At 65.9% G+C, this 22234-nt stretch carries 28 protein-coding genes, 1 tRNA gene and 1 riboswitch; of the genes, 23 read left to right on the top strand and 6 right to left on the bottom strand.

Annotated features, from left to right (window positions below; translation table 11 throughout):
- Positions 1-20 precede the first annotated feature (20 nt).
- Positions 21-2636 carry a TonB-dependent receptor gene (locus tag FFS23_RS11520; protein ID WP_137898703.1) on the top strand — a complete coding sequence of 872 codons (2616 nt, stop codon included), beginning with the start codon at positions 21-23 and terminating at the stop codon, positions 2634-2636.
- 73 nt (positions 2637-2709) lie between these two features.
- Entirely contained in the window at positions 2710-3912 is a 1203-nt protein-coding gene (locus FFS23_RS11515) for a histidine-type phosphatase (protein WP_137898702.1), read from the top strand.
- Here the strand turns inward: FFS23_RS11515 and FFS23_RS11510 are convergent.
- Together FFS23_RS11510 and FFS23_RS11505 are read right to left on the bottom strand one after the other, a co-directional pair.
- Complete coding sequence (locus FFS23_RS11510; RefSeq protein ID WP_137898701.1) at positions 3909-4226, bottom strand: hypothetical protein; 318 nt, start codon at positions 4224-4226, stop codon at positions 3909-3911. The genes FFS23_RS11515 and FFS23_RS11510 overlap by 4 nt on opposite strands.
- A 60-nt stretch (positions 4227-4286) precedes the next feature.
- Positions 4287-6251: a glycoside hydrolase family 84 protein gene (locus FFS23_RS11505; protein WP_137898700.1), complete on the bottom strand. Its 1965-nt coding sequence runs from the start codon at positions 6249-6251 to the stop codon at positions 4287-4289.
- Positions 6252-6390: 139 nt separating this feature from the next.
- Positions 6391-6500: riboswitch (SAM-I-IV-variant riboswitch) on the top strand.
- Positions 6501-6550: 50 nt separating this feature from the next.
- Here FFS23_RS11505 and FFS23_RS11500 point away from each other — a divergent pair.
- Positions 6551-7618, top strand: coding sequence for a threonine aldolase family protein (locus FFS23_RS11500; protein ID WP_249340641.1), 1068 nt, complete (start codon positions 6551-6553; stop codon positions 7616-7618).
- Positions 7619-7682: 64 nt separating this feature from the next.
- On the opposite strand, the gene nusG is transcribed toward FFS23_RS11500, so the two are convergent.
- From nusG to FFS23_RS11480, 4 genes are all read right to left on the bottom strand, one after another.
- Positions 7683-8219, bottom strand: coding sequence for a transcription termination/antitermination protein NusG (gene nusG / locus FFS23_RS11495; RefSeq protein WP_037534189.1), 537 nt, complete (start codon positions 8217-8219; stop codon positions 7683-7685).
- 10 nt (positions 8220-8229) lie between these two features.
- A complete protein-coding gene (gene secE, locus FFS23_RS11490) occupies positions 8230-8427 on the bottom strand; it encodes a preprotein translocase subunit SecE (protein WP_017979500.1) in 198 nt (65 codons plus the stop codon).
- Positions 8428-8618: 191 nt separating this feature from the next.
- Complete coding sequence (locus tag FFS23_RS11485; RefSeq protein WP_137898699.1) at positions 8619-8762, bottom strand: LPXTG cell wall anchor domain-containing protein; 144 nt, start codon at positions 8760-8762, stop codon at positions 8619-8621.
- Between the two features lie 98 nt (positions 8763-8860).
- Positions 8861-8936: transfer RNA gene (locus tag FFS23_RS11480), tRNA-Trp, on the bottom strand.
- 130 nt (positions 8937-9066) lie between these two features.
- Here FFS23_RS11480 and FFS23_RS11475 point away from each other — a divergent pair.
- From FFS23_RS11475 to rpsN, 20 genes are all read left to right on the top strand, one after another.
- Positions 9067-10086, top strand: a complete 1020-nt coding sequence (locus FFS23_RS11475) for an alpha/beta fold hydrolase (protein WP_245640716.1) — start codon at positions 9067-9069, stop codon at positions 10084-10086.
- 218 nt (positions 10087-10304) lie between these two features.
- Positions 10305-10676 carry a 30S ribosomal protein S12 gene (gene rpsL, locus FFS23_RS11470; RefSeq protein WP_010185487.1) on the top strand — a complete coding sequence of 124 codons (372 nt, stop codon included), beginning with the start codon at positions 10305-10307 and terminating at the stop codon, positions 10674-10676.
- Positions 10677-10733: 57 nt separating this feature from the next.
- Positions 10734-11204 carry a 30S ribosomal protein S7 gene (gene rpsG, locus FFS23_RS11465; protein WP_037534182.1) on the top strand — a complete coding sequence of 157 codons (471 nt, stop codon included), beginning with the start codon at positions 10734-10736 and terminating at the stop codon, positions 11202-11204.
- 84 nt (positions 11205-11288) lie between these two features.
- Entirely contained in the window at positions 11289-13385 is a 2097-nt protein-coding gene (gene fusA / locus FFS23_RS11460; RefSeq protein WP_038663410.1) for an elongation factor G, read from the top strand.
- Between the two features lie 179 nt (positions 13386-13564).
- Complete coding sequence (gene tuf / locus FFS23_RS11455) at positions 13565-14758, top strand: elongation factor Tu (RefSeq protein WP_038663408.1); 1194 nt, start codon at positions 13565-13567, stop codon at positions 14756-14758.
- 271 nt (positions 14759-15029) lie between these two features.
- Positions 15030-15338 carry a 30S ribosomal protein S10 gene (rpsJ, locus tag FFS23_RS11450; protein ID WP_007406109.1) on the top strand — a complete coding sequence of 103 codons (309 nt, stop codon included), beginning with the start codon at positions 15030-15032 and terminating at the stop codon, positions 15336-15338.
- A 287-nt stretch (positions 15339-15625) separates the two neighbouring features.
- Positions 15626-16375 (top strand): 50S ribosomal protein L3, encoded by a 750-nt coding sequence (gene rplC, locus FFS23_RS11445; RefSeq protein ID WP_038663403.1) that lies wholly within the window; start codon positions 15626-15628, stop codon positions 16373-16375.
- Positions 16376-16377: 2 nt separating this feature from the next.
- A complete protein-coding gene (gene rplD, locus FFS23_RS11440) occupies positions 16378-17004 on the top strand; it encodes a 50S ribosomal protein L4 (protein ID WP_038663400.1) in 627 nt (208 codons plus the stop codon).
- Positions 16997-17308, top strand: a complete 312-nt coding sequence (locus FFS23_RS11435) for a 50S ribosomal protein L23 (protein WP_038663397.1) — start codon at positions 16997-16999, stop codon at positions 17306-17308. The genes rplD and FFS23_RS11435 overlap by 8 nt, the downstream gene beginning before the upstream one ends.
- Before the next feature lie 5 nt (positions 17309-17313).
- A complete protein-coding gene (gene rplB / locus FFS23_RS11430; protein ID WP_037534170.1) occupies positions 17314-18153 on the top strand; it encodes a 50S ribosomal protein L2 in 840 nt (279 codons plus the stop codon).
- A 2-nt stretch (positions 18154-18155) separates the two neighbouring features.
- Positions 18156-18431, top strand: a complete 276-nt coding sequence (rpsS, locus tag FFS23_RS11425) for a 30S ribosomal protein S19 (protein ID WP_017979490.1) — start codon at positions 18156-18158, stop codon at positions 18429-18431.
- The gene (gene rplV / locus FFS23_RS11420; protein WP_038663392.1) at positions 18431-18808 is read left to right on the top strand and encodes a 50S ribosomal protein L22; all 378 of its coding nucleotides are present in this window, start codon (positions 18431-18433) and stop codon (positions 18806-18808) included. The genes rpsS and rplV overlap by 1 nt, the downstream gene beginning before the upstream one ends.
- Positions 18808-19515 (top strand): 30S ribosomal protein S3, encoded by a 708-nt coding sequence (gene rpsC, locus FFS23_RS11415; RefSeq protein ID WP_037534164.1) that lies wholly within the window; start codon positions 18808-18810, stop codon positions 19513-19515. Before rplV ends, rpsC begins: the two co-directional genes overlap by 1 nt.
- A 13-nt stretch (positions 19516-19528) precedes the next feature.
- Complete coding sequence (gene rplP / locus FFS23_RS11410; protein WP_037534163.1) at positions 19529-19963, top strand: 50S ribosomal protein L16; 435 nt, start codon at positions 19529-19531, stop codon at positions 19961-19963.
- A 2-nt stretch (positions 19964-19965) separates the two neighbouring features.
- Complete coding sequence (gene rpmC, locus FFS23_RS11405; RefSeq protein ID WP_038663387.1) at positions 19966-20169, top strand: 50S ribosomal protein L29; 204 nt, start codon at positions 19966-19968, stop codon at positions 20167-20169.
- A gap of 10 nt (positions 20170-20179) precedes the next feature.
- Positions 20180-20452, top strand: coding sequence for a 30S ribosomal protein S17 (gene rpsQ / locus FFS23_RS11400; RefSeq protein WP_037534161.1), 273 nt, complete (start codon positions 20180-20182; stop codon positions 20450-20452).
- A gap of 162 nt (positions 20453-20614) precedes the next feature.
- Positions 20615-20983 (top strand): 50S ribosomal protein L14, encoded by a 369-nt coding sequence (gene rplN, locus FFS23_RS11395; RefSeq protein ID WP_037534160.1) that lies wholly within the window; start codon positions 20615-20617, stop codon positions 20981-20983.
- Positions 20983-21300, top strand: a complete 318-nt coding sequence (rplX, locus tag FFS23_RS11390) for a 50S ribosomal protein L24 (protein ID WP_038663384.1) — start codon at positions 20983-20985, stop codon at positions 21298-21300. Before rplN ends, rplX begins: the two co-directional genes overlap by 1 nt.
- The gene (rplE, locus tag FFS23_RS11385; RefSeq protein WP_038663381.1) at positions 21293-21880 is read left to right on the top strand and encodes a 50S ribosomal protein L5; all 588 of its coding nucleotides are present in this window, start codon (positions 21293-21295) and stop codon (positions 21878-21880) included. Before rplX ends, rplE begins: the two co-directional genes overlap by 8 nt.
- A 41-nt stretch (positions 21881-21921) precedes the next feature.
- Positions 21922-22227, top strand: coding sequence for a 30S ribosomal protein S14 (gene rpsN, locus FFS23_RS11380; protein WP_038663377.1), 306 nt, complete (start codon positions 21922-21924; stop codon positions 22225-22227).
- The last annotated feature ends 7 nt before the right edge of the window (positions 22228-22234 follow it).

Below are 22234 nucleotides of genomic sequence, written 5' to 3'. Positions count from 1 at the left end.
AGCGCGTGGGGGATGTGGTGATGAAGACTGTTGCATTGATGGCGGGCGTGTCCGCGCTCGGCCTGTTCGCGGTGCCGGCGGCGGCGCAGAGCGGCGATGCGGCGCACGACACCGCGACCGCGCAGGAAGCGGCGCAGGCCGGCGTACAGACCGATGCCGATATCGTCGTCGTCGGCACCGCACAGGGCGAGAAGAAGGCGATCGAGACCAAGCGCCGCGCCGACAATTTCGTCGAAGCGCTCTACGCCAACGATGTCGGCAAACTGCCCGACCAGAACGTCGCCGAGGCGGTGCGCCGCCTGCCCGGACTGTCGGTCGCCAACGACCAGGGCGAAGGCCGCTACGTCATCATCCGCGGCATCAACCCCAATCTCGTCAACGTCGTGCTCAATGGCCTGACGTTGCCGGCGCCCGAGCCCGACGGCCGTCAGGTCAAGCTCGACGACATCCCTTCGGCGCTGATCAACTCGATCGTCGTCACCAAGTCGCTGACCGCGGATCAGGACGCCAATGCGATCGGTGGTGAGGTCAACATCCGCACGCTGACCGCGTTCGACCGCAACAAGCCGCTCTTCGCCGATGCGCGCATCCAATATGGCGCCTATCACCTCAACGGCGGCCATCCGTGGGAGGGCGACGCGCAGGTCGGCGGCCTGTTCGGCCCGGACGGCCAGTTCGGCGCGGTGCTGTCGGTCAATTATTCGAAGCGGCCGATCGAATCGGAGAATTTTCAGGGCTCGACGAGCTGGCGAGTGCCGGCATCGTCGACCGGCGCCAACCAGAGCTACGTTCTGCCGGACCAGCTCGGCCTGCGCGATTACAATCTGACCCGCACCCGCAAGGGCGTCGTCCTCAATCTCGACTGGCGGCCGAGCGATGCGGTCAAGCTGTTCCTGCGCGGCACCTTGTCGCGGTTCGACGACAATGAGACGCGCGACCAGTTCATCATCGACAATCAGTCTGCCTTCACCAATCAGACCGCGACCACCGGCACCTTCCGCGGTCGCGGCAGCGTCCGCGTCCGCCGCCGGCAGGAGACGGACAACACCAAGTCGGTGCAGGGCGGCGGCAGCTTCGCGTTCGGTGGCGACGCGACGCTCGATCTCGCCGGCGGCTGGACCCGCGCGCAGAAGCGCGACCCGCTGCGTTCCGAATATAATTTCCGGACCGGCGGCAGCGCGCTGACCGTCAATTACGACGTGTCCGACACGCCCTATGTCTTCACGCCGACGGTGCAGCCCAACGCCAACCAGAGCGCCTATGGCTTCAACAGCGTCAATTACGAGACGCGCAATGCGGTGGAAACCTTGTGGCAGGGGCGCGCCGACCTCACCGTGCCGCTGAGCCTCGGCAGCGACAGCAGCATCAAAATCGGTGCGAAATATCTCGACCGCCACAAGACCAATGCGCGCGACGTGCTCAATTACGGTCTCACCACCGGCCGCAGCTTCACGCTCGCCAACGTCTCCTATCTCGGCGACACCAGCTTCTACGACGGTGCCTATCCCTTTCCGGTGCGGGTCGGCTACGATCGTGCGCAGGCGTTCCTCGCCGCCAATCCCGGCACGATCGCGGTCAACGTCGGGTCGAGCCGCACCAACAGTCTCGCCAACGACTATGACGTGCGCGAGAGCATCGCGGCGGGCTATGCGATGGCCACGCTCCATCTCGGCACGCTGACACTGGTGCCCGGCGTCCGCGTCGAGAACACCCGCGACCGGACCAAGGGCAAGCTCATCACCGCCGCCTCGGCGCTGAACGCCGATTACAACGCCTTCGGCCGCAAGAGCTACACCGACGTCTTTCCGGGCCTCAACGCCAAATGGGAGGTGGCGAACGGCCTGATCGTCCGCGGTGCCGCGACCACCGCGATCGGCCGCCCGAACTACCCCGATCTGTCGCCCTATGTCGCGGTCGACACGACCACCTCGCCGACGACGGTCACGCTCGGCAATCCCGACCTCAAGCCCTACAAGGCGGTCAATCTCGACGGCGCGGTCGAATATTATTTGCCGGGGCAGGGGCTTCTGTCGGTCGGCTATTTCTACAAACATATCGACGATCCGATCTACACGGGCACGCGGATCAGCCAGTCGGGCACCTATGCCGGCCAGGCGTTGACCGGCGTCAACCTCGTCCAGCCGCTCAATCTCGACAAGGCCGAGGTGCAGGGCATCGAGGCGAACGCGCAGGTCCGCTTCACCTTCCTGCCGGGTGCGCTCGACGGCTTCGGCTTCGCGGTCAATTACGCGCATATCACCGGTCATGGCAGCGGCACCGTTCCCGGCCAGCCGCCGCGCACCGGCGACCTGCCGTTGTTCCTCCAGTCGCGCGACGTCGGCACCGCGCAAATCTTCTACGAGAAATACGGCGTCGCGATCCGCGCCGCTTATTCCTATCGCTCGCCCTATCTTGATACGATCGGCACCAGTGCGGCGACCGACCAATATACCGACAGCAACGGCCAGCTCGACGTCAACCTCAGCTATGAAGTGACGCCGCAGCTCACCTTCTTCGGTCAGGCGCTCAACCTCACCGATGCGGCGTGGCGTCGCTATATCGGATCGAAGCCGCAATTGATCGAGCGCGAACGCTATGGCTACAGCTTCCGCTGGGGCGCCCAGCTGCACTTCTAGGCGACGAGGGAAGGTGCTGCGACAGGTGCAGCACCCGACGGGTGGCGATCGCTGCCTCAGGAGAGGACAAGACATGAAACGCCTGCTCATCGCCACGCTGATCGCCGGTATGGCCACTCCCGTCGCGGCACGCGAGCCTGCCGCTCCGGCGGGCCTCACGCTCGACCGCGTCGTGCTGCTGATGCGCCACGGCGTCCGCCCGCCGACCAAGTCGCCGCCGCTGCCCGCGGGCAGTGCGCGCGACGCATGGCCGCAATGGCCGGTCGCACCCGGCTATCTCACGCCGCACGGCCGCGCCGCGCTGGTCCAAGTCGCCCGCTACGACCGCACTACCTGGACCGCCGCCGGCCTGCTGCCGCGCCGGGGCTGCGCGCGCCTCCGCATCGTCGCCGACAGCGACCAACGGACGATCGAGACCGCACGCACCTATGCCGCCGATCTGGCTCCCGGTTGTTCATCGGCGCCCGAGCACAAGCCACAGGACGTCGCCGACCCGCTGTTCTCACCGATCGACGAAGGCGCGGTGCCCTTCGATGCGGAGGAGGCGCGGGCCGCGGTGCTCGCCGCCGCCGGTCCCGCCGGCATCGCCGCCGAGGAACGCCGCCTCGCCCCGCTCCTGACGCGGCTCGACGTCATCCTCTGCGGCAAGCCCACGCCCGGGTGCGGCATCGCCGCCACGCCGACCGGCCTCGCCCCCGCACGACCCGGCAAGCGCCCCAAGCTTACCGGTGCGCTCGATCGCGCCTCGACCGCGGCACAAATTCTCCTGCTCGAATATGCCGACGGCAAACCGATGACCGACGTCGGCTGGGGCCGCGCCACGCCGGCCGACATCGGCCGGCTGTCCGAGCTGCACAGCGCTGAATTCCGGCTGCTCGCGCGTCCGCGCTACGTCGCCAAGGCCAATCTCGCGCTGCTCGCGCCGCTGATCGCCGAGTCGCTCGGCGACGACGGGGCCGCGGCGGTGACGATGATCTCCGGCCACGACACCAATATCGCCAGCCTCGGCGGGCTGCTCGACCTGCATTGGCGCGTCCCGGGTCTTGCCGTCGACGATCCGTCGCCGGGCGGCGCGATCATCTTCGAACGGCTGCGCGATGCCGCCGGGGACCGATACGTGCGCGCACTCTTCCGATCGCAGACGCTCGATCAGATCCGCAGCGCCGCACCGCTTGCGGCGCCCTATGTCGCGGTGCTGCCGATCCCCGACTGCAAGGCGCGTGGCGTCGCCGGCCTGTGCACGCTCGCTGAGTTCCGCGCGGCGTTGCTGCGCTAGCGCCCGGACGCCCTGTCGCCCGGCTTTCGCAGCGTTGCCAGGAAGCGCGGCAGCAGACCGGTCGCGTGCAACGCCGGCAGATAGGCCGCCGACTCGCAGGACGCGCGACTGCGGTCGATATGGTCGCAGCGCGCGATGCCGCCGCCCGCCGATCGCGGCAAGGCGCGGTCGAGTCGCCGCCGCTCGCCGGCGGGCAGCGAATCGCGGAAATCGTCGAGCCGCTGCAACCGCTCGCCCGCGGGCAATGCGGTGAATCGCGCGGGCACCGCCGGCACCGCCGACCCCGCGAGCAACAGGGACCATAGCACAGCCATGTCAGCCTCCATGTTCGCTCCCGGACCGTTACGATAGCACGATCCGGGGCGGCGAACAGGTCAGTCGGCGGCGGCGTTCGCCGGCGGCGTCGCAATCAGCGCCGGCGCGTCCGCGACGAACCGGTCGAGCACGCCGTCGGCGATCTTGATCGGGCCGTCGAACCGGGTCGCGCCGGGAATCGACGGGATCGCTGCCGCCTCGGCCGCCAGCCGCTTGGCGTCGGCGAAATAGCGCATCGCGGCGCCGCTGCCGCGATTCGCCGCATCGAGCCCCGCGGCGGTCAGCTGCAACGCGCGGCCCCAGCGCTGCAAGGCGTCGAGCCACGGCCGCGCCTGCGCGGCGAAGGCGGGATCGACCGTGCCCGAGCGGATGATGTCCGACGCCCCCGCCAGTGCATCGGCGCGCTGCGCGAGTTCGGCGATCGCCGCCTGCCGCACCGCCGCGTCGCCCTCGGCCAGCGTCTCGCGCACGTCGTCGAGCAGCGCCTTGAGCTGCGGCGCCTGCGGCTGCCACGGCTGGCTGCCGAAGGTCGGCGCCATATGCTGCGTGTCGAAGAACAGCAGCAGCGCGGCGGTGGCCTGCGCGTCGCCGCCGGCCAGTTCACGCGCCGCGGCGTGCCAGGTCAGCGTCGGGTCGTAATCCCGGTCGTTCCACGCGAAGGCGGCGACGCCGGTCACCGCAACGCGACTCGGCGCCTCCTGGTTCATCGGGTTGGACAGGATGCCGGTCAGCTCGCCCGATAGCCCCGCCTCGCGCCGGTCATAGGGCGCGAGCAGCAGCCGGCCGGTGGTCTGGGCGTAATCGTTGACCGGATAATTGTCCCACAGCAGCGTCTTGCGGCCGAACGCCTTGGTCGCCGCCTTGGCGTCGGGGATCGAGATCGCGGGCGGCACCACGTCGGTGCCGGTCCATTGCACGACGATGCGCGGATCGAGGTGCTGGCGCAGCGCCGCCTTGTACGGCGTTTCCTTGGCGTCGTAATATTCGGTCGGCACCATGATCAGCGGCCGCGCCTTGGGGTCCTTGGCGGTCAGGTCCTTCTGCACCGTGTTGAGCAATTGGGACTGGGCGACGCCTGCCGCCTGCGCGCCGGAGGGCCCGAAGGCGGCGGTGTCGCGTTCGCAATTCCACTTGGTATATTCGATGTCGTCGAGCGCGACGTAGAAACTGTCGATGCCGATCGCGCGCAATGCGTCGAACTTGCGTTCCAGCGCCCTGGCGTCGGCGGGATCGGAGAAGCAGACGCTGGGGCCGGGCGAGATCGCATAGACGAAGTCGACGTGGTTGCGCCGCGCCGTCGCCGCCAGCGTACCGAGCTCGTTCAGCGTCGCGGCGGGATAGGGCTCACGCCAGCGCGCCCGCGCGAACGGATCGTCCTTGGGGCTGTAGACATAGGTGTTCGCCTTGACGCTGGCGAGGAAGGCGAGATGCTTGGTGCGGTCCGCCATCGTCCACGGCGCGCCGTAGAAGCCCTCGATCGTGCCGCGGATCGGCATCGCCGGATGATCCCGGATCACCAGCGCGGGCAGCGTCTGCCGCCGCGCGAGCTGGCGGAAGGTCTGGGCGGCGTGGAACAGGCCGTCGGCGTCCTGGCCGGCGAGCGTGATCAGGCTGCCCTTATCGCGAGCGAGACTGGCGATCGTATAGCCTTCGGCATGGCCGTCGAGCGTCGTGCCGCTGCGCGCGAGCGCGTCGCGGATCACGCCGGCGTCGCCGGTGCCGAGCACGACATAGGTCCGGTCGAGCGTCTTCGGCACCGCACGCGCACTGGTGATCGTCGCCACCCCGGCGGCGGTCAGGATGCCGCGGACCAGCGCGACCGTCTCGCTCTGCGTCCCGGGTGCGACCACCAGCACCACCGAATCACCGAGCGCCACCGCGCCGTCGCCGAGCGTGATCGACGCGGGCGCGGGGAAGATCGCCGGCAGCGTCGCCGGTTCGGCCGCGCCCGCCGCGCCGGCGAACCCCGCCAGCGTGGCCGCCACTGCCGCATATACGCCGATTCCGCCCTTGCGCCGCGTCATCCTGTGCCTCCGGTATCCAATTGGTATTACGCAGGCTTAGGCAGATGTCGCACCCGCGGCAAGCCGGACGCCGCACCGGCCCCCGTCGAGACACGCTTCGTCACCCTCTTGATCGTATACGCCAGGGCCGCTAATGGCGCGGCAGCATCAAGAGTCGGGACGACGCCCGACACCAACCTGCTCCCGAGCAAGGTGGTGCCTCCATGCAGATGGAGGGATGTGGCCGGACCGGCAACCAACGGGATCACGCCACACGTCGCTTCGTCTCTGGTGCATCGAACCGGAACAAGGACAGCGACGTGACCGACGCCCAGCAATTCGCCAGCGACAATTATGCCGGAATCTGCCCCGAGGCGTGGCAGGCGATGGACCGTGCGAATCGCGGCTCGGCCAGCGCCTACGGCGACGACGACTGGACGCAGCGCGCCTCCGACGCGTTCCGCGACCTGTTCGAGACCGAATGCGAGGTGTTCTTCGCCTTCAACGGCACCGCCGCCAATTCTCTCGCGCTCGCGTCGCTCTGCCAATCCTATCATAGCGTGATCTGCTCGGCGCAGGCGCATGTCGAAACCGACGAATGCGGCGCGCCTGAATTCTTCTCGAACGGCTCGAAACTGCTCGTCGCGCCGACCGAGAGCGGCAAGCTCGATCCGCAGGCGATCCGCAAGCTCGCCACCGGGCGCGCCGATATCCATTTCCCCAAGCCGCGCGTCGTGACGATCACCCAGCCGACCGAGACGGGGCAGGTCTATACCGTCGCCGAGGTGCAGGCGCTGTCGGCGGTGTGCCGCGAACTCGGCTTGCGGCTGCACATGGACGGCGCCCGCTTCGCGCATGCCTGCGCGACGTTGGGATGCAGCCCGGCGGACATCACCTGGCGCGCCGGCGTCGACGTATTGTGCTTCGGCGGCACCAAGAACGGCATGGCGGTCGGCGAGGCGGTGCTGTTCTTCGATCCCGCGCTCGCGCAGGATTTCGACTATCGCTGCAAACAGGCGGGGCAGCTCGCCTCGAAGATGCGCTTCCTGTCGGCGCCCTGGGTCGGCCTGCTGGAAAGCGGCGCCTGGCTGAGCAACGCCGAACACGGCAACGCCTGCGCCGACCGGCTCGCGGCGGCGGTTGCCGATTTGCCCGGCGTCGACCTGATGTTCCCGGTCGAAGCGAATGCCGTTTTCCTCACCGCGCCCGACACGGTGCTCGACGGCCTGCGCGAGCGCGGGTGGCGCTTCTATACCTTCATCGGCGGCGGCGCGCGGTTCATGTTCGCCTGGGATGCCGATCCGGCGCGCGTCGACGCCCTGATCGCCGACCTGCGCGCCGTCGCGGGGGATGCGGGCGCGGACGCCTTCGCCTGCGCGGCTGCCTGAGCCGGATACGACAAGGGCCGGAGCGTCGCCGCTCCGGCCCTTCGTACCGCGACGCTGGTCGCGATTACTTCGAGCGTTCGACCTGTTCGAAGTCGAGCTCGACCGGGGTGGCGCGGCCGAAGATCGACACCGACACCTTGACCTTCGACTTGTCGAAATCGAGTTCCTCGACGATGCCGTTGAAGCTCGCGAACGGCCCTTCGAGCACCTTGACCGCGTCGCCGATCTCGTAATCGACCTTGACCTTGGTCTTCGGCGCCGCGGCGGCCTCTTCCTTGCTGTTGAGCATGCGCGCGGCCTCGGCCTCGCTGATCGCCTGCGGCTTGCCCATGCTGCCGAGGAAGCCGGTCACCTTGGGCGTGTTCTTGACGAGGTGGTAGACGTCGTCGTTCATGTTGAGCTTGGCGAGGACGTAGCCGGGCATGAACTTGCGCTCGACCGCGATCTTCTTGCCGCGGCGGGCCTCGGTCACCGTCTCGGTCGGCACCTCGATCTGCTCGACGAGCTGCTCGAGCCCGAGCCGCGTCGCCTCGGCCATGATCGCGTCGCGGACCTTGCCCTCGAAGCCCGAATAGGCGTGAATGATGTACCAGCGCGCCATTGGAAAACCCTTACTTCGCGAGCTTGAGCAGCGCCTGGACGACCGCGTTGAAGAACGTGTCGACGCCCAGGAAGAACAGCGCGAGGATCGTGGTCATGATGACCACCATCACGCCCGTCATGATCGTCTCGCGCCGGGTCGGCCAGACGACCTTCTTGGTCTCGGCCTGCACCTGACGGATGAATTCGATGGGGGTCGTCTTCGCCACTGTTTTTTCTCAAAACCCGCTGGAATCACGAAAATCCGTGTCGCTGAAGACATAAGGCCGCTGCCGCTTCCCTCATGTGGGGAACCGGCGTGGCCCGTCCTCAGCTGTCGGATGGCCTGCGCAGATAGCCGCGCGGGCCGGTAAAGGCAAGTCCGCCGGGAGGCGCCGCGCCGGCGCGCCCGCGGCGCAACTCAATGACCGTAGGTCTTGATCCCGCGCCGGCGCAGCTTCTCGCGCTTGCGCTTGCGCAAATATACGATCAGCGTCGGTATGCCGATCAGCAGCAACACGCCGATAATGGCATAAACCAGCGTAAATCGAGTAGCCTCATCCATGCCCGCTTTATAGCAGGCCGAATGTCGGCGTCACCGCCAATATGACAAAAAATTCATTGCGTTCGGTCAAGGTCCGGCCGGCGCGTCGCAGGCGGGACTGGCAGGAGTGCACGGACTCGAACCGTGGGCCCTCGGTTTTGGAGACCGATGCTCTACCAACTGAGCTACACTCCTGCAGCGTCGCGCCCTCTACCGCCTTGCGAAAAAAAGGGCAAGACGGTCCTGTGCGATCGTCATCGCACGGGTGACGGGCGGTAGCGATCTCATTATGGGGCAGTAACGAAACAGGCACGGGAGACGGCGGTTGGCGAAGATCATGGCGACGGGTGCGGCACTGGCGCTCGCATGTCTGCCTGCGGTCGGAATCGCCGCCGATCCGGTCGCGGTGCCCGAGCTCGGCCCCAATCTCGAACGCTTCACTTATCCCTGGCCGGTGCAGACGATGACCTTCGACATCGTCGGCCAGCCCGCGACGATGGCCTTCATGGACATCGCCCCGGCGCGGCCGAACGGCCGCAGCGTGGTGCTGCTGCACGGCAAGAACTTCTGCGGCGCGACGTGGGAAAGCAGCGCGCGGGCGCTCGCCAATGCCGGCTATCGCGTCCTCGTTCCCGACCAGATCGGCTTCTGCAAATCGGCCAAGCCGCGCGCCGCCCAATATAGTTTCGAGATGCTCGCGTCCTTCACCCGCCGGCTGATGGAGGCGCGCGGCATCGGCCGTGCGGCGATCGTCGGTCATTCCTTCGGCGGCATGCTCGCGATGCGCTTCGCCATCCTGTACCCGGAGGCGGTCGAGCGGCTGGTGCTGGTCAATCCGCTCGGCCTGAAGGACCGGTCGGAAGAGGGGTTGCCGTACGTCGACGTCGACACGCTTTGGGCGGGAGAGCGCAAGGCGAGCTATGCGTCGATCAAGGCCTATCAGCAGCAGAATTACTATCACGGCACCTGGAAGCCGGCCTATGATCGCTGGGTGTGGATGCTGGCGGGCATGTATCAGGGGGCGGGGCGCGACGCGGTGGCGCTCGCCCAGGCCAAGACCAGCGAGATGATCAAGACGCAGCCGGTCGCGCACGAGCTGTACCGTCTGAAGCCGCCGACGACGCTGCTCATCGGCACGCTCGACCGGACCGCCTTCGGCCGGGCGCAGACGCCGCCCAACCTGCGCCAGTTCCTCGAGGCGATTCCGATCGTCGCCAAGAAGGCGGTGACGCAGATGCCCAATGCGACGCTCGTCCCGCTCGACGGGCTCGGCCATTCGCCGCAGGTCGAGGATCCGGCGCGATTCGAAAAGGTGTTGCTGGCGACGCTCGCCGCGCGGCGCTAGGCCGCCCGCTCGGGGGACGGGCGCCCCGTTGACCCGCGGCGCGACTCTGCGTATAGGCCCGCCCCGTCCGTCGGAGCGATCCGTCGGACATGCTTGAACATTGCTGGATGCAAAGTTGTGGGGCCGGGGTGGTGCATGCGCCGCCATCCGTCCCTTTTTGTATTCCGAAGTGCTGTGAAGGCTCCAGCAAAGTAACCCACATACGAGGTGAAGGCTTCATGCCGACGATCAACCAGCTGGTCCGCAAGGGCCGCGACCCGCAGAAGGCCAAGTCGAAGGTTCCTGCGATGGAGCAGAACCCGCAGAAGCGCGGCGTCTGCACCCGCGTCTACACGACGACCCCGAAGAAGCCGAACTCGGCGCTGCGCAAGGTGGCCAAGGTCCGCCTGACCAACAGCCGCGAAGTCATCAGCTACATTCCGGGCGAAGGCCACAACCTTCAGGAGCACTCGGTGGTCCTGATCCGCGGCGGCCGTGTGCGCGATCTTCCCGGCGTCCGCTACCACGTCCTGCGCGGCGTGCTCGATACGCAGGGTGTCAAGGATCGCCGTCAGTCCCGCTCCAAGTACGGCGCCAAGCGTCCGAAGTAAGCCGGATGTCCCTTCTGCGGGATCATCCACCAGGCTGAAGTTAGAAAGGTTTTTGAAATGGCACGTCGTCGTCGTCCCGAAAAGCGGGTCATCCTGCCTGATCCCAAGTTCGGGGATGAGGTTCTCTCGAAGTTCATGAATTCGGTCATGCTCGACGGCAAGAAGTCCGTCGCGGAACTGATCGTCTACGGTGCGCTCGAAACCGTCGAAAGCCGCGCGAAGCGCGAGCCGATCGGCGTGTTCCATGACGCGCTCAACAATATCAAGCCGGGCATCGAGGTGCGTTCGCGCCGCGTCGGCGGTGCGACCTATCAGGTCCCCGTCGAGGTCCGTCCGGAACGCGCCCAGGCGCTGGCCATCCGCTGGCTGATCGCCGCCGCCCGTGCGCGCAGCGAGAACACCATGTCGGCGCGCCTGTCGGGCGAGCTGATGGATGCCGCCAACAACCGCGGCAACGCGGTGAAGAAGCGCGAAGACACGCACCGTATGGCCGAAGCCAACCGCGCCTTCAGCCACTACCGCTGGTAAGGCTTGGAAGCCTCGACCTTCTAACCTATATCGTGGGGAGCCGGCGGAAGCTGCGCTCCCCACATCTCTAAGGAAACCACGATCATGGCCCGCAGCCATCCGCTCGATCGCTATCGCAACATCGGCATCATGGCGCACATCGACGCCGGCAAGACGACCACGACCGAGCGCATCCTCTATTACACCGGCAAGTCCTACAAGATCGGCGAAGTGCACGAAGGCACCGCGACGATGGACTGGATGGAGCAGGAGCAGGAGCGCGGGATCACGATCACGTCCGCCGCGACCACGTGCTTCTGGTCGGCTGACGAGGGCAAGGGTGCGGAACACCGCATCAACATCATCGATACCCCGGGCCACGTCGACTTCACGATCGAGGTCGAGCGTTCGCTGCGCGTGCTCGACGGTGCGGTCGCCTGCTTCGACGGCGTCGCCGGCGTCGAGCCGCAGTCCGAGACCGTGTGGCGTCAGGCCGACAAGTACGGCGTGCCGCGCATGTGCTTCGTCAACAAGCTCGACCGCACCGGTGCCGATTTCTATTTCTGCGTCGATTCGATCATCGAGCGTCTCGGCGCGCGTCCGGCCGTCCTGTACCTGCCGATCGGCATGGAAGGCGGCTTCAAGGGCCTCGTCGACCTGGTGAACAACCGCGCGATCATCTGGCTCGAAGAGAGCCTGGGCGCGAAGTTCGAATATCAGGACATCCCTGCGGACATGGCCGAGAAGGCCGCCAAGTATCGCAGCGAGCTGATCGAGATGGCGGTCGAGCAGGACGATGCGCTGATGGAGGCGTATCTCGAGGGCAACGAGCCGTCGGTCGCCGACCTCAAGATGCTGATCCGCAAGGGCACGCTCGGCATGGCATTCGTGCCGGTCGTCTGCGGCTCGGCGTTCAAGAACAAGGGCGTGCAGCCGCTGCTCGATGCGGTCGTCGACTATCTGCCGTCGCCGCTCGACGTTCCGGCGATCAAGGGCGTGAAGCTCGACGGCGAGACGCCGGACGAGCGTCCGTCGGACGACACCGCGCCGTTCTCGGCGCTGGCGTTCAAGATCATGAACGATCCGTTCGTCGGCACGCTGACCTTCGCGCGCATCTATTCGGGCAAACTCGAGGCGGCGTCGCAGGTGACCAACTCGGTCAAGGACAAGAAGGAAAAGGTCGGCCGCATGCTGCTCATGCATGCGAACGACCGCGAGGACATCCAGGTGGCCTATGCCGGCGACATCGTCGCGCTGGCGGGTCTCAAGGATACCACGACCGGTGACACGCTCTGCGCGATCAACGCCCCGATCATCCTCGAGCGGATGGAATTCCCCGAGCCCGTGATCGAGCTGTCGGTGGAGCCGAAGACCAAGGCCGACCAGGAGAAGATGGGCGTCGCGCTCAATCGTCTCGCGCGCGAGGATCCGTCGTTCCGCGTCTCGTCGGACGCCGAATCGGGCCAGACGATCATCAAGGGGATGGGCGAGCTCCACCTCGAGATCCTCGTCGACCGCATGAAGCGCGAGTTCAAGGTCGAGGCCAACGTCGGCGCGCCGCAGGTGGCCTATCGCGAATATCTCGCGAAGAAGGTCGACATCGACTACACCCACAAGAAGCAGTCGGGTGGTTCGGGTCAGTTCGGTCGCGTCAAGCTGACGGTCGTCCCCGGCGAGCGTGGCTCGGGCTTCCAGTTCTTCGACGAGGTCAAGGGCGGCAACATCCCGAAGGAGTATATCCCCTCCGTTGAGAAGGGCATGCGCGAGACCGCCGAGACGGGTTCGCTGATCGGCTTCCCGATCATCGACTTCGAGGTCCATCTGTACGACGGCGCCTACCATGACGTCGACTCGTCGGCGCTGGCGTTCGAGATCTGCGCGCGCGGCGCGATGCGTGAAGCGGCCCAGAAGGCCGGCATCAAGCTGCTCGAGCCGATCATGAAGGTCGAGGTCGTCACCCCCGAGGATTATCTCGGCGACGTCATCGGCGACATGAACAGCCGTCGTGGCCAGATCCAGGGCACCGACAGCCGCGGCAACGCGCAGACGGTCGAGGCGATGGTGCCGCTGGCCAACATGTTCGGCTACGTGAACCAGCTCCGCTCGTTCACCCAGGGCCGTGCGCAGTACAGCATGCAGTTCTCGCACTACGACGAGGTCCCGACCAACGTCGCCGACGAGATCAAGGCGAAGATGGCCTGAGGCGCACGGGGCCAGGGCGACCTGGCCCCGGGATGCCGAAAGGCCTGCCACCCGCGCCTGATGCCGGCGGTCGCCGGACTTAGGCTGCGGGCAGGGGCTGGCGTTACCAATCATCTACCGCTAAAGGGCCGCGTTCGCGTGGCCCCGGCGGCACCGAATTCGAATCAGAAGGTAGGAAAATGGCTAAGGCAAAATTCGAGCGGAACAAGCCGCATCTCAACATCGGTACCATCGGCCACGTCGACCATGGCAAGACGTCGCTGACCGCCGCGATCACCAAGGTGCTGGCAGAGACGACCGGCGGCACCGCCGTCGACTTCGCGAACATCGACAAGGCGCCGGAAGAGCGCGAGCGCGGCATCACCATCTCGACCGCGCACGTCGAGTATGAGACGCCGAACCGCCACTATGCGCACGTCGATTGCCCGGGCCACGCCGACTATGTGAAGAACATGATCACCGGCGCCGCGCAGATGGACGGCGCGATCCTGGTCGTGTCGGCCACCGACGGCCCAATGCCGCAGACCCGCGAGCACATCCTGCTCGCCCGTCAGGTCGGCGTGCCGGCGATGGTCGTGTTCATGAACAAGGTCGATCTGGTCGACGACGAGGAAATCCTCGAGCTGGTCGAGCTGGAAATCCGCGAGCTGCTCAGCTCGTACGAATTCCCGGGCGACGACATCCCCATCATCAAGGGTTCGGCGACCTGCGCGCTGTCGGGTTCGAACGACACGTTCGGCAAGGACGCCGTGCTCGAGCTGATGAAGCAGGTCGACGAGTACATCCCGCAGCCGGAGCGTCCGCTCGACAAGCCGTTCATGATGCCGATCGAGGACGTGTTCTCGATCTCGGGTCGCGGTACGGTCGTCACGGGCCGCGTCGAGACCGGCATCGTCAAGGTCGGTGAGGAAGTCGAGATCGTCGGTATCCACCCGACCGTCCGCAAGACCACCGTCACCGGCGTCGAGATGTTCCGCAAGCTGCTCGACCAGGGCCAGGCCGGCGACAACGTCGGTGCGCTGATCCGCGGTGTTGCGCGCGACGAAGTCGAGCGTGGCCAGGTGCTCTGCAAGCCCGGCTCGATCAAGCCGCACACCGACTTCCAGTCGGAAGTGTACGTGCTGTCGAAGGAAGAGGGTGGCCGTCACACGCCGTTCTTCGCCAACTATCGTCCGCAGTTCTACTTCCGCACGACGGACGTGACCGGCACCGTCGAGCTGCCCGAGGGCACCGAGATGGTCATGCCCGGCGACAACATCTCGCTCGGCATCAAGCTGATCGCGCCGATCGCCATGGACGTCGGCCAGCGCTTCACCATCCGTGAGGGCGGTCGTACCGTCGGCGCGGGCGTCGTGAGCGAAATCGCCAAGTAAGATTCGGACCGGCGCCACGGCGCCGGCCCGATCGAAAAACAGCGGCCCGGCACTCCCAAAAAGGAGTGTCGGGCTGTTGCTATTTAATGAGGGCTCCTTTAAGGGCGCTCCTCCAAGTTTTACTGAGTTACGGCTCTTTCTCGTCGTCGCGCTGCATCCGTCATAACGGGCAGCCGATCTCATCCCGCCGGTCCAGCACCAGCGGCACGAGTCCTCCGCCAACCGGCGGTGGAGACGGCCGGGGTCGTGCTCCTTCGCATCGGTAGGGATCATGGACAGCAATATCCGCATTCGCCTCAAGGCGTTCGATCATCGTGTGCTCGACCAGGCGACCGGCGACATCGCCGACACCGCGCGCCGCACCGGCGCGCTCATCCGCGGCCCGATTCCGCTGCCGACCCGCATCGAGAAGTTCACCGTCAACCGCGGTCCGCACATCGACAAGAAGTCGCGCGAGCAGTTCGAGGTCCGCACCTACAAGCGCATGCTCGACATCGTGCAGCCGACCCCGCAGACCGTGGACGCGCTGATGAAGCTCGACCTCGCCGCAGGCGTTGACGTCGAGATCAAGCTGGCGTAATGGCCCGCATCCCGCGGTCGACGTGAGTCCCGCGGGTTTGCTGTTTTCCGCCCAGGCGGAGCAGCGGTTCGGGACCTTCGCCACGGCGGAGTACCTGACAGACACGAGATACCGCCGGCCGCTTCGGTTGCCGGGCCAGCGTCTCCCGTCATGTTCCCGGCAACGGGGGCGACCAGCCCGGGACGGGGCGACGTACATACAATCGGGCTGGATGGCACCTTTAGCGAGGTGCCGCACGCACGTACGGGAATGGTCCCGGGCGTGCCTCTGTAATGGAGTGATGGATCATGCGCACTGGCGTGATCGCGAAGAAAATGGGTATGACCCGCCTGTTCCAGGATGATGGCCGCCACGTGCCGGTCACCGTCCTGCAGCTCGAAGGCCTCCAGGTCATTGCCCGTCGCGAACAAGATCGTGATGGCTACACTGCCGTTCAGCTCGGTGCTGGCGTCGCAAAAGCCAAGAATGTCGCCAAGCCGCAGCGCGGCCACTTCGGCAAGGCCGAGGTCGAGCCCAAGGCGGTCGTCGCCGAATTCCGCGTCAGCGAGGACAATCTCCTCGACGTCGGTGCGGAAATCTCGGCCGAGCATTTCGTTGCCGGTCAGCTGGTCGATATCCAGGGTCGTACCCAGGGTAAGGGCTTCGCCGGCGGCATGAAGCGCTGGAACTTCAAGGGTCTGCGCGCGACGCACGGCGTTTCGGTCTCGCATCGTTCGCTCGGTTCGACCGGTCAGCGCCAGGATCCGGGCAAGGTCTTCAAGAACAAGAAGATGGCCGGCCACATGGGCGACCGCAACCGCACGCAGCAGAACCTCGAGATCGTCGGTACCGACGCCGAGCGCGGCCTCATCTTCGTCAAGGGCTCGGTGCCCGGTTCGAAGGGCGGCTGGCTGTTCGTGAAGGACGCGGTCAAGGTCAAGGCGCATGCCGAGGCTCCCTATCCCGCCAGCCTGAAGCAGGCTGCCAACAGCAACACCGCAGCCGACACGCCCGCAGAGACGAGCGCGCCGGAAGCTACCGACGGCCAGGAGGGCTGAACGTGAAGGTCAAGGTTCAATCCTTCGCCGGCACCGCTGCGGCGGACGTCGAGCTCAACGACGAGGTCTTCGGCCTCGATCCGCGCGCCGACATCCTGCACCGCGTGGTCACCTGGCAGCTCGAGAAGCGTCGCGAGACGGCTCGTGGCACCCGCGAGCGTGCGGACGTCGCGCGCACCGGCAAGAAGTTCGGTCGCCAGAAGGGCGGCGGTACCGCCCGTCACGGCGATCGCCGCGCTCCCGTCTTCATCGGCGGTGGTAAGGCTCACGGCGCCCGCGTCCGTGACTTCAACCCCGGTCTGAACAAGAAGATTCGCGCCCTCGGTCTGAAGATGGCCCTCTCGAGCCATGCCAAGGCCGGCTCGCTGATCGTCATGGACAGCATCGCGGTCGAGAACAACAAGACCAAGACGCTGGTCGGCGATCTCGCCAAGCTCGGCTTCGGCAAGTCGGCGCTGGTCATCGACGGCGACGCCGTCGAGACGAGCTTCGCGCTCGCCGCGGGCAACCTGCACGGCATCAACGTGCTGCCGTCCGCCGGTGCCAACGTCTATGACATCCTGAAGGCTGACACGCTGGTGCTGACCCGCGCGGCGGTCGAGAAGCTGGAGGCTCGCTTCAATGGCTAAGCAGCAGAAGGCCGTCGACAACCGTCACTATGACGTGATCGTCGCGCCGCACATCACCGAAAAGGCGACCTTGCTCTCCGAGCATAACGCCGTCGTGTTCAAGGTCGCGAACGACGCGACCAAGCCCGAGATCAAGGCTGCCGTCGAGGCTCTCTTCGACGTCACCGTGACCGGCGTGAACACGATCGTCCAGAAGGGCAAGACCAAGAAGTGGAAGGGCGCTCCTTACCAGCGCTCGGACATGAAGAAGGCCATTGTCACCCTGAAGGACGGCCAGTCCATCGACGTGACGACGGGGATCTAAGGGTCATGGCACTCAAGCATTACAACCCGACGAGCCCGGCCCGCCGCGGCCTGATCCTCGTCGACAAATCCGCGCTCTACAAGGGCAAGCCGGTCAAGGCGCTTACCGAAGGCAAGCGCAAGACCGGTGGTCGCAACAACAAGGGTCATGTGACGTCGCGCGGCATCGCCGGCGGTCACAAGCAGAAGTATCGCTACGTCGACTTCAAGCGTCGCAAGTGGGACGTCGAGGGCACGGTCGAGCGTCTGGAATATGACCCCAACCGCACCGCGTTCATCGCGCTGGTGAAGTATGCCGACGAAGAGCTGGCCTACATCATCGCGCCGCAGCGGCTGGCGCCGGGCGACAAGGTCCTCGCGGCCAAGAAGACCGACACCAAGCCGGGCAACGCCATGGAGCTGGGCCAGGTGCCCGTCGGCACCATCGTCCACAACGTGGAAATGAAGCCGGGCAAGGGTGGTCAGATCGCCCGTTCGGCCGGCACCTATGTGCAGGTCGTCGGTCGTGACCGCGGCATGGTCATCGTCCGCCTCAACTCGGGCGAGCAGCGCTACATCCGTGGCGAGTGCATGGCGACGGTCGGTGCGGTGTCGAACCCGGACAACCAGAACCAGAACCTCGGCAAGGCCGGGCGTTCTCGCTGGATGGGCAAGCGTCCGCTGACCCGCGGCGTCGCCAAGAACCCGGTCGACCATCCGCACGGCGGTGGCGAAGGCCGGACCTCGGGCGGCCGTCATCCGGTTACGCCCTGGGGCAAGCCGACCAAGGGTGCTCGCACCCGTCACAATAAGTCGACCGACAAGATGATCATCCGGTCGCGTCATTCGACTAAGAGGAAGGGCTAACCATGGCTCGTTCAGTCTGGAAGGGCCCGTTCGTCGAACTGAGCCTTCTGAAGAAGGCGGAAACCGCGCAGGATGCCGGTGGCCGCGCGCCGATCAAGACCTGGTCGCGTCGTTCCACCATCCTGCCGTCGTTCGTCGGCCTCACGTTCAACGTCTACAACGGCCGCAAGTTCGTGCCGGTGTCGGTCAATGAAGACATGGTCGGCATGAAGCTGGGTGAGTTCGCGCCGACGCGCTACTTCCCGGGTCACGCCGCTGACAAGAAGGGCAAGCGCTGATGAGCAAGCCTGTATCCCCCCGCAAGGTCGGCGAGAAGGAAGCGCTTGCCGTCGCGACGCAGATCCGTGGTTCGGCGCAGAAGCTGAACCTGGTCGCGGCGCTGATCCGCAACAAGCCGGTCGGCGATGCGATGAGCATCCTTCAGTTCTCGACCAAGGCGATGGCGATCGACGCGCGCAAGGTGCTGGCCTCGGCCATCGCCAACGCCGAGAACAACCACAACCTCGACGTCGACGCGCTCGTCGTCGCCGAGGCCTCGGTCGGCAAGTCGATCACCATGAAGCGCTTCGCGACCCGCGGCCGTGGCAAGTCCACCCGCATCCTGAAGCCGTTCAGCCGTCTGCGCATCGTCGTGCGCGAGCAGGAAGAAGCATAATGGGTCACAAGAGCAACCCCATCGGCATGCGGCTCCAGATCAACCGGACCTGGGACAGCCGCTGGTTCGCCGAAGGCCATGATTATGGCCAGCTGCTGCTGGAGGATCTGAAGATCCGCGCCTTCATCATGAAGACGCTGCCGCAGGCCGCCATCTCCAAGGTCGTCATCGAGCGTCCGGCCAAGCTGTGCCGCATCTCGATCTTCGCTGCCCGTCCCGGTGTGATCATCGGCAAGAAGGGCTCGGACATCGAGAAGCTGCGCAAGACGATCGGCGCGATGACCAAGTCCGACGTGTCGCTGAACATCGTTGAGATCCGCAAGCCGGAGATCGACGCCAAGCTCGTCGCACAGGGTATCGCCGACCAGCTCGAGCGTCGTATCGCCTTCCGCCGCGCCATGAAGCGTGCGGTGCAGTCGGCGATGCGCCTGGGTGCCGACGGCATCCGCGTCGCTTGCGGCGGCCGTCTCGGCGGCGCCGAGATCGCGCGTTCGGAGAGCTATCGCGAAGGTCGGGTTCCGCTGCACACGCTGCGCGCGAACATCGATTATGCCGAGGCCCAGGCCCACACGTCCTACGGCGTGTGCGGCGTGAAGGTCTGGGTCTTCAAGGGCGAGATCCTCGGCCATGACCCGATGGCGCAGGACCGGCTGATGATGGAGGCTCAGACCTCCGGCGTCCGCCCGGCCCGCGACGACCGTCGTTAAGGACTGACACGACATGTTGCAGCCAAAGCGCACCAAATTCCGCAAGGCCTTCAAGGGCCGCATCCATGGCGACGCCAAGGGTGGCACCAGCCTCAACTTCGGGTCGTACGGCCTGAAGGCGATGGAGCCGGACCGGATCACCGCACGCCAGATCGAGGCGGCCCGCCGCGCGATCACGCGTCACATCAAGCGCCAGGGGCGTTTGTGGATCCGCATCTTCCCGGACGTCCCCGTCTCGTCGAAGCCGGCCGAAGTCCGCATGGGCTCGGGCAAGGGTTCGCCCGAATTCTGGGCCGCCCGCGTCAAGCCGGGCCGGATCCTGTTCGAGCTCGACGGCGTCGAAGGCAAGATCGCCGCTGAGGCGTTCGAGCGCGCCGCGATGAAGCTCCCGATCAAAGTCAAGGTCGTCGCCCGCCTGGGTGACACCAGCCACCTCGGAGGCGAGTGATAATGGCCAAGTCCGATTTTCTTAGCCAGAGCGACGATCAGCTGTCCGAGAGCCTCGGCCAGCTGAAGCGCGAGCAGTTCAACCTCCGCTTCCAGGCGGCGACGAACCAGCTCGAGAAGCCGAGCCGCGTCAAGGAAGTCCGTCGCGACATCGCGCGGATCAAGACCCTCCAGGCGCAGCGCACCAGCGCCGCGGCTGCCAAGTAAGGAACATCAGATGCCGAAGCGCGTGCTGACCGGACTGATCGTGTCCGACAAGGGCGACAAGACGGTGGTCGTGAACGTGGAGCGCAAGGTCAAGCACCCGCTCTACGGCAAGATCATCCGTCGCTCGAAGAAGTACCACGCCCATGACGAGGCGAACGAGTACAAGCAGGGCGAAACGGTGCGGATCGAAGAGACCGCACCGATCTCCAAGCTGAAGACCTGGAAGGTCGTCGATCGGGTCAACACCCATGCGACGCCCGAGCGGGTCGACGTCGACGCATAACTCACCGCCGGCTTCGGCCGGCGGATGAACAGGGCAGGGCTTGCGTCCTGCCAGCGGAGTGGGTACAGGGCCGCTCCCCCGGTGCAGTCCGCTGCGCCGGGGTCGTTATTTTAGGCGGGGTTGGGTCGGTATCCACCCCATAGACGAGAAGGAAATGGATCGATGATCCAGATGCAATCCAATCTCGACGTCGCTGACAACAGTGGCGCGAAGCGGGTGCAGTGCATCAAGGTGCTGGGCGGCTCGAAGCGTCGTACCGCCACCGTCGGCGACATCATCGTCGTCAGCATCAAGGAAGCACAGCCCCGCGGCAAGGTGAAGAAGGGTGACGTGCATCGCGCCGTCATCGTCCGCACCGCCAAGGACATCCACCGTGCCGATGGCTCGACCATCCGCTTCGACGGCAACGCCGCCGTCCTGGTCAACAAGAACGAGGAGCCGATCGGCACCCGTATCTTCGGCCCGGTCGTGCGCGAGCTGCGTGGCAAGAAGCACATGAAGATCATCTCTCTCGCTCCCGAGGTGCTGTAATGGCCGCCGCGAAGATCAAGAAGGGTGACCAGGTCATCGTCCTGTCCGGCAAGGACAAGGGCAAGACCGGCACCGTGACCCTGGCGATGCCGAAGGACGGCAAGGTCGTCGTCGGCGGCGTCAACGTCGCGACGCGCCACCGCAAGCCGACCCAGGCGAACCCGCAGGGCGGTCTCGAGAAGATCGAGGCGCCGTTGCACATCTCGAAGGTCGCGCACGTGACCGCCGACGGCAAGCCCACCCGCGTCCGCTTCGAGACGCAGGACGGCAAGAAGGTCCGCGTGGCCGTGAAGACGGGGGACAAGATCGATGGCTGATGCAGCCTACAAGCCCCGCATGAAGGGCATCTACGAGGACACGATCGTCAAGGCGATGGTCGAGAAGTTCGGCTATAAGAACGTCAACGAGATCCCCCGGATCGAGAAGATCGTCCTCAACATGGGCGTCGGCGAGGCCACCCAGGACAAGAAGCGCGTCGACCAGGCCGCTTCCGAAATGGAGCTGATCGCCGGGCAGAAGCCCGTGATCACCAAGGCGAAGAAGTCGATCGCGCAGTTCAAGCTGCGCGAGGGCATGCCGATCGGCGTGAAGGTCACCCTTCGCCGCGAGCGCATGTACGAATTCCTCGACCGTTTCATCACGATCGCTCTTCCCCGCGTCCGCGATTTCCGCGGCCTCAATCCGAAGAGCTTCGACGGCCGTGGCAATTACGCCTGCGGCATCAAGGAGCAGATCGTGTTCCCGGAGATCAACTATGACCGCATCGACAAGGTGCGCGGCATGGACGTGATCGTCACCACCACGGCGAAGACCGACGACGAGGCGCGCGAGCTGCTCCGTCTCTTCGGTTTCCCGTTCCCTCAGCCCGAGGCTGAGCAGCAGAAGCAGGCTGCGTGAGCAGCCTCGCTTTCCTGAAGTAAGGAAGAGAGCTTAAGTCCATGGCGAAACTGAGTTCGATCAACAAGAATGAGCGTCGCAAGAAGCTTGTGAAGCAATATGCTCCCAAGCTGGCGAAGCTGAAGGCGATGGCGAATGACCAGAGCCTCGACGAGAGCGAGCGTCTGATCGCTCGCCTCAAGATGGCGGAACTGCCGCGCAACGCGAACCCGACCCGCATCCGCAACCGGTGCGAGATCACGGGCCGCCCGCGCGCTTATTACCGCAAGTTCCGTCTCGCACGCGTGATGCTCCGTGATCTGGCCAATAAGGGCATGATCCCCGGTCTCACCAAGTCGAGCTGGTAAGGATTCA

It is taken from the genome of Sphingomonas sp. 2SG, from assembly GCF_005503285.1.
GTDB classification, from domain to species: Bacteria; Pseudomonadota; Alphaproteobacteria; order Sphingomonadales; family Sphingomonadaceae; genus Sphingomonas; species Sphingomonas taxi.
The sequence above is the reverse complement of the archived record's forward strand: the minus strand, read 5'-3'. Positions and strand labels throughout refer to the sequence as shown.

What these genes read in the sequence shown, in the direction of transcription:
- FFS23_RS11520 (WP_137898703.1), top strand. Translation starts at nt 21, where the DNA reads ATGAAGACTGTTGCATTGATGGCGGGCGTGTCCGCGCTCGGCCTGTTC.
- rplC (WP_038663403.1), top strand. Translation starts at nt 15,626, where the DNA reads ATGCGCACTGGCGTGATCGCGAAGAAAATGGGTATGACCCGCCTGTTC.
- rplV (WP_038663392.1), top strand. Translation starts at nt 18,431, where the DNA reads ATGAGCAAGCCTGTATCCCCCCGCAAGGTCGGCGAGAAGGAAGCGCTT.
- rplN (WP_037534160.1), top strand. Translation starts at nt 20,615, where the DNA reads ATGATCCAGATGCAATCCAATCTCGACGTCGCTGACAACAGTGGCGCG.
- FFS23_RS11505 (WP_137898700.1), bottom strand. Translation starts at nt 6,251, where the DNA reads ATGACGCGGCGCAAGGGCGGAATCGGCGTATATGCGGCAGTGGCGGCC.
- fusA (WP_038663410.1), top strand. Translation starts at nt 11,289, where the DNA reads ATGGCCCGCAGCCATCCGCTCGATCGCTATCGCAACATCGGCATCATG.
- rpsQ (WP_037534161.1), top strand. Translation starts at nt 20,180, where the DNA reads ATGCCGAAGCGCGTGCTGACCGGACTGATCGTGTCCGACAAGGGCGAC.
- rplX (WP_038663384.1), top strand. Translation starts at nt 20,983, where the DNA reads ATGGCCGCCGCGAAGATCAAGAAGGGTGACCAGGTCATCGTCCTGTCC.
- tuf (WP_038663408.1), top strand. Translation starts at nt 13,565, where the DNA reads ATGGCTAAGGCAAAATTCGAGCGGAACAAGCCGCATCTCAACATCGGT.
- rplP (WP_037534163.1), top strand. Translation starts at nt 19,529, where the DNA reads ATGTTGCAGCCAAAGCGCACCAAATTCCGCAAGGCCTTCAAGGGCCGC.
- rplB (WP_037534170.1), top strand. Translation starts at nt 17,314, where the DNA reads ATGGCACTCAAGCATTACAACCCGACGAGCCCGGCCCGCCGCGGCCTG.
- FFS23_RS11510 (WP_137898701.1), bottom strand. Translation starts at nt 4,226, where the DNA reads ATGGCTGTGCTATGGTCCCTGTTGCTCGCGGGGTCGGCGGTGCCGGCG.
- FFS23_RS11515 (WP_137898702.1), top strand. Translation starts at nt 2,710, where the DNA reads ATGAAACGCCTGCTCATCGCCACGCTGATCGCCGGTATGGCCACTCCC.
- FFS23_RS11435 (WP_038663397.1), top strand. Translation starts at nt 16,997, where the DNA reads ATGGCTAAGCAGCAGAAGGCCGTCGACAACCGTCACTATGACGTGATC.
- FFS23_RS11485 (WP_137898699.1), bottom strand. Translation starts at nt 8,762, where the DNA reads ATGGATGAGGCTACTCGATTTACGCTGGTTTATGCCATTATCGGCGTG.
- rpmC (WP_038663387.1), top strand. Translation starts at nt 19,966, where the DNA reads ATGGCCAAGTCCGATTTTCTTAGCCAGAGCGACGATCAGCTGTCCGAG.
- rpsC (WP_037534164.1), top strand. Translation starts at nt 18,808, where the DNA reads ATGGGTCACAAGAGCAACCCCATCGGCATGCGGCTCCAGATCAACCGG.
- rpsJ (WP_007406109.1), top strand. Translation starts at nt 15,030, where the DNA reads ATGGACAGCAATATCCGCATTCGCCTCAAGGCGTTCGATCATCGTGTG.
- rpsN (WP_038663377.1), top strand. Translation starts at nt 21,922, where the DNA reads ATGGCGAAACTGAGTTCGATCAACAAGAATGAGCGTCGCAAGAAGCTT.
- nusG (WP_037534189.1), bottom strand. Translation starts at nt 8,219, where the DNA reads ATGGCGCGCTGGTACATCATTCACGCCTATTCGGGCTTCGAGGGCAAG.
- rpsL (WP_010185487.1), top strand. Translation starts at nt 10,305, where the DNA reads ATGCCGACGATCAACCAGCTGGTCCGCAAGGGCCGCGACCCGCAGAAG.
- rpsS (WP_017979490.1), top strand. Translation starts at nt 18,156, where the DNA reads ATGGCTCGTTCAGTCTGGAAGGGCCCGTTCGTCGAACTGAGCCTTCTG.
- rpsG (WP_037534182.1), top strand. Translation starts at nt 10,734, where the DNA reads ATGGCACGTCGTCGTCGTCCCGAAAAGCGGGTCATCCTGCCTGATCCC.
- rplE (WP_038663381.1), top strand. Translation starts at nt 21,293, where the DNA reads ATGGCTGATGCAGCCTACAAGCCCCGCATGAAGGGCATCTACGAGGAC.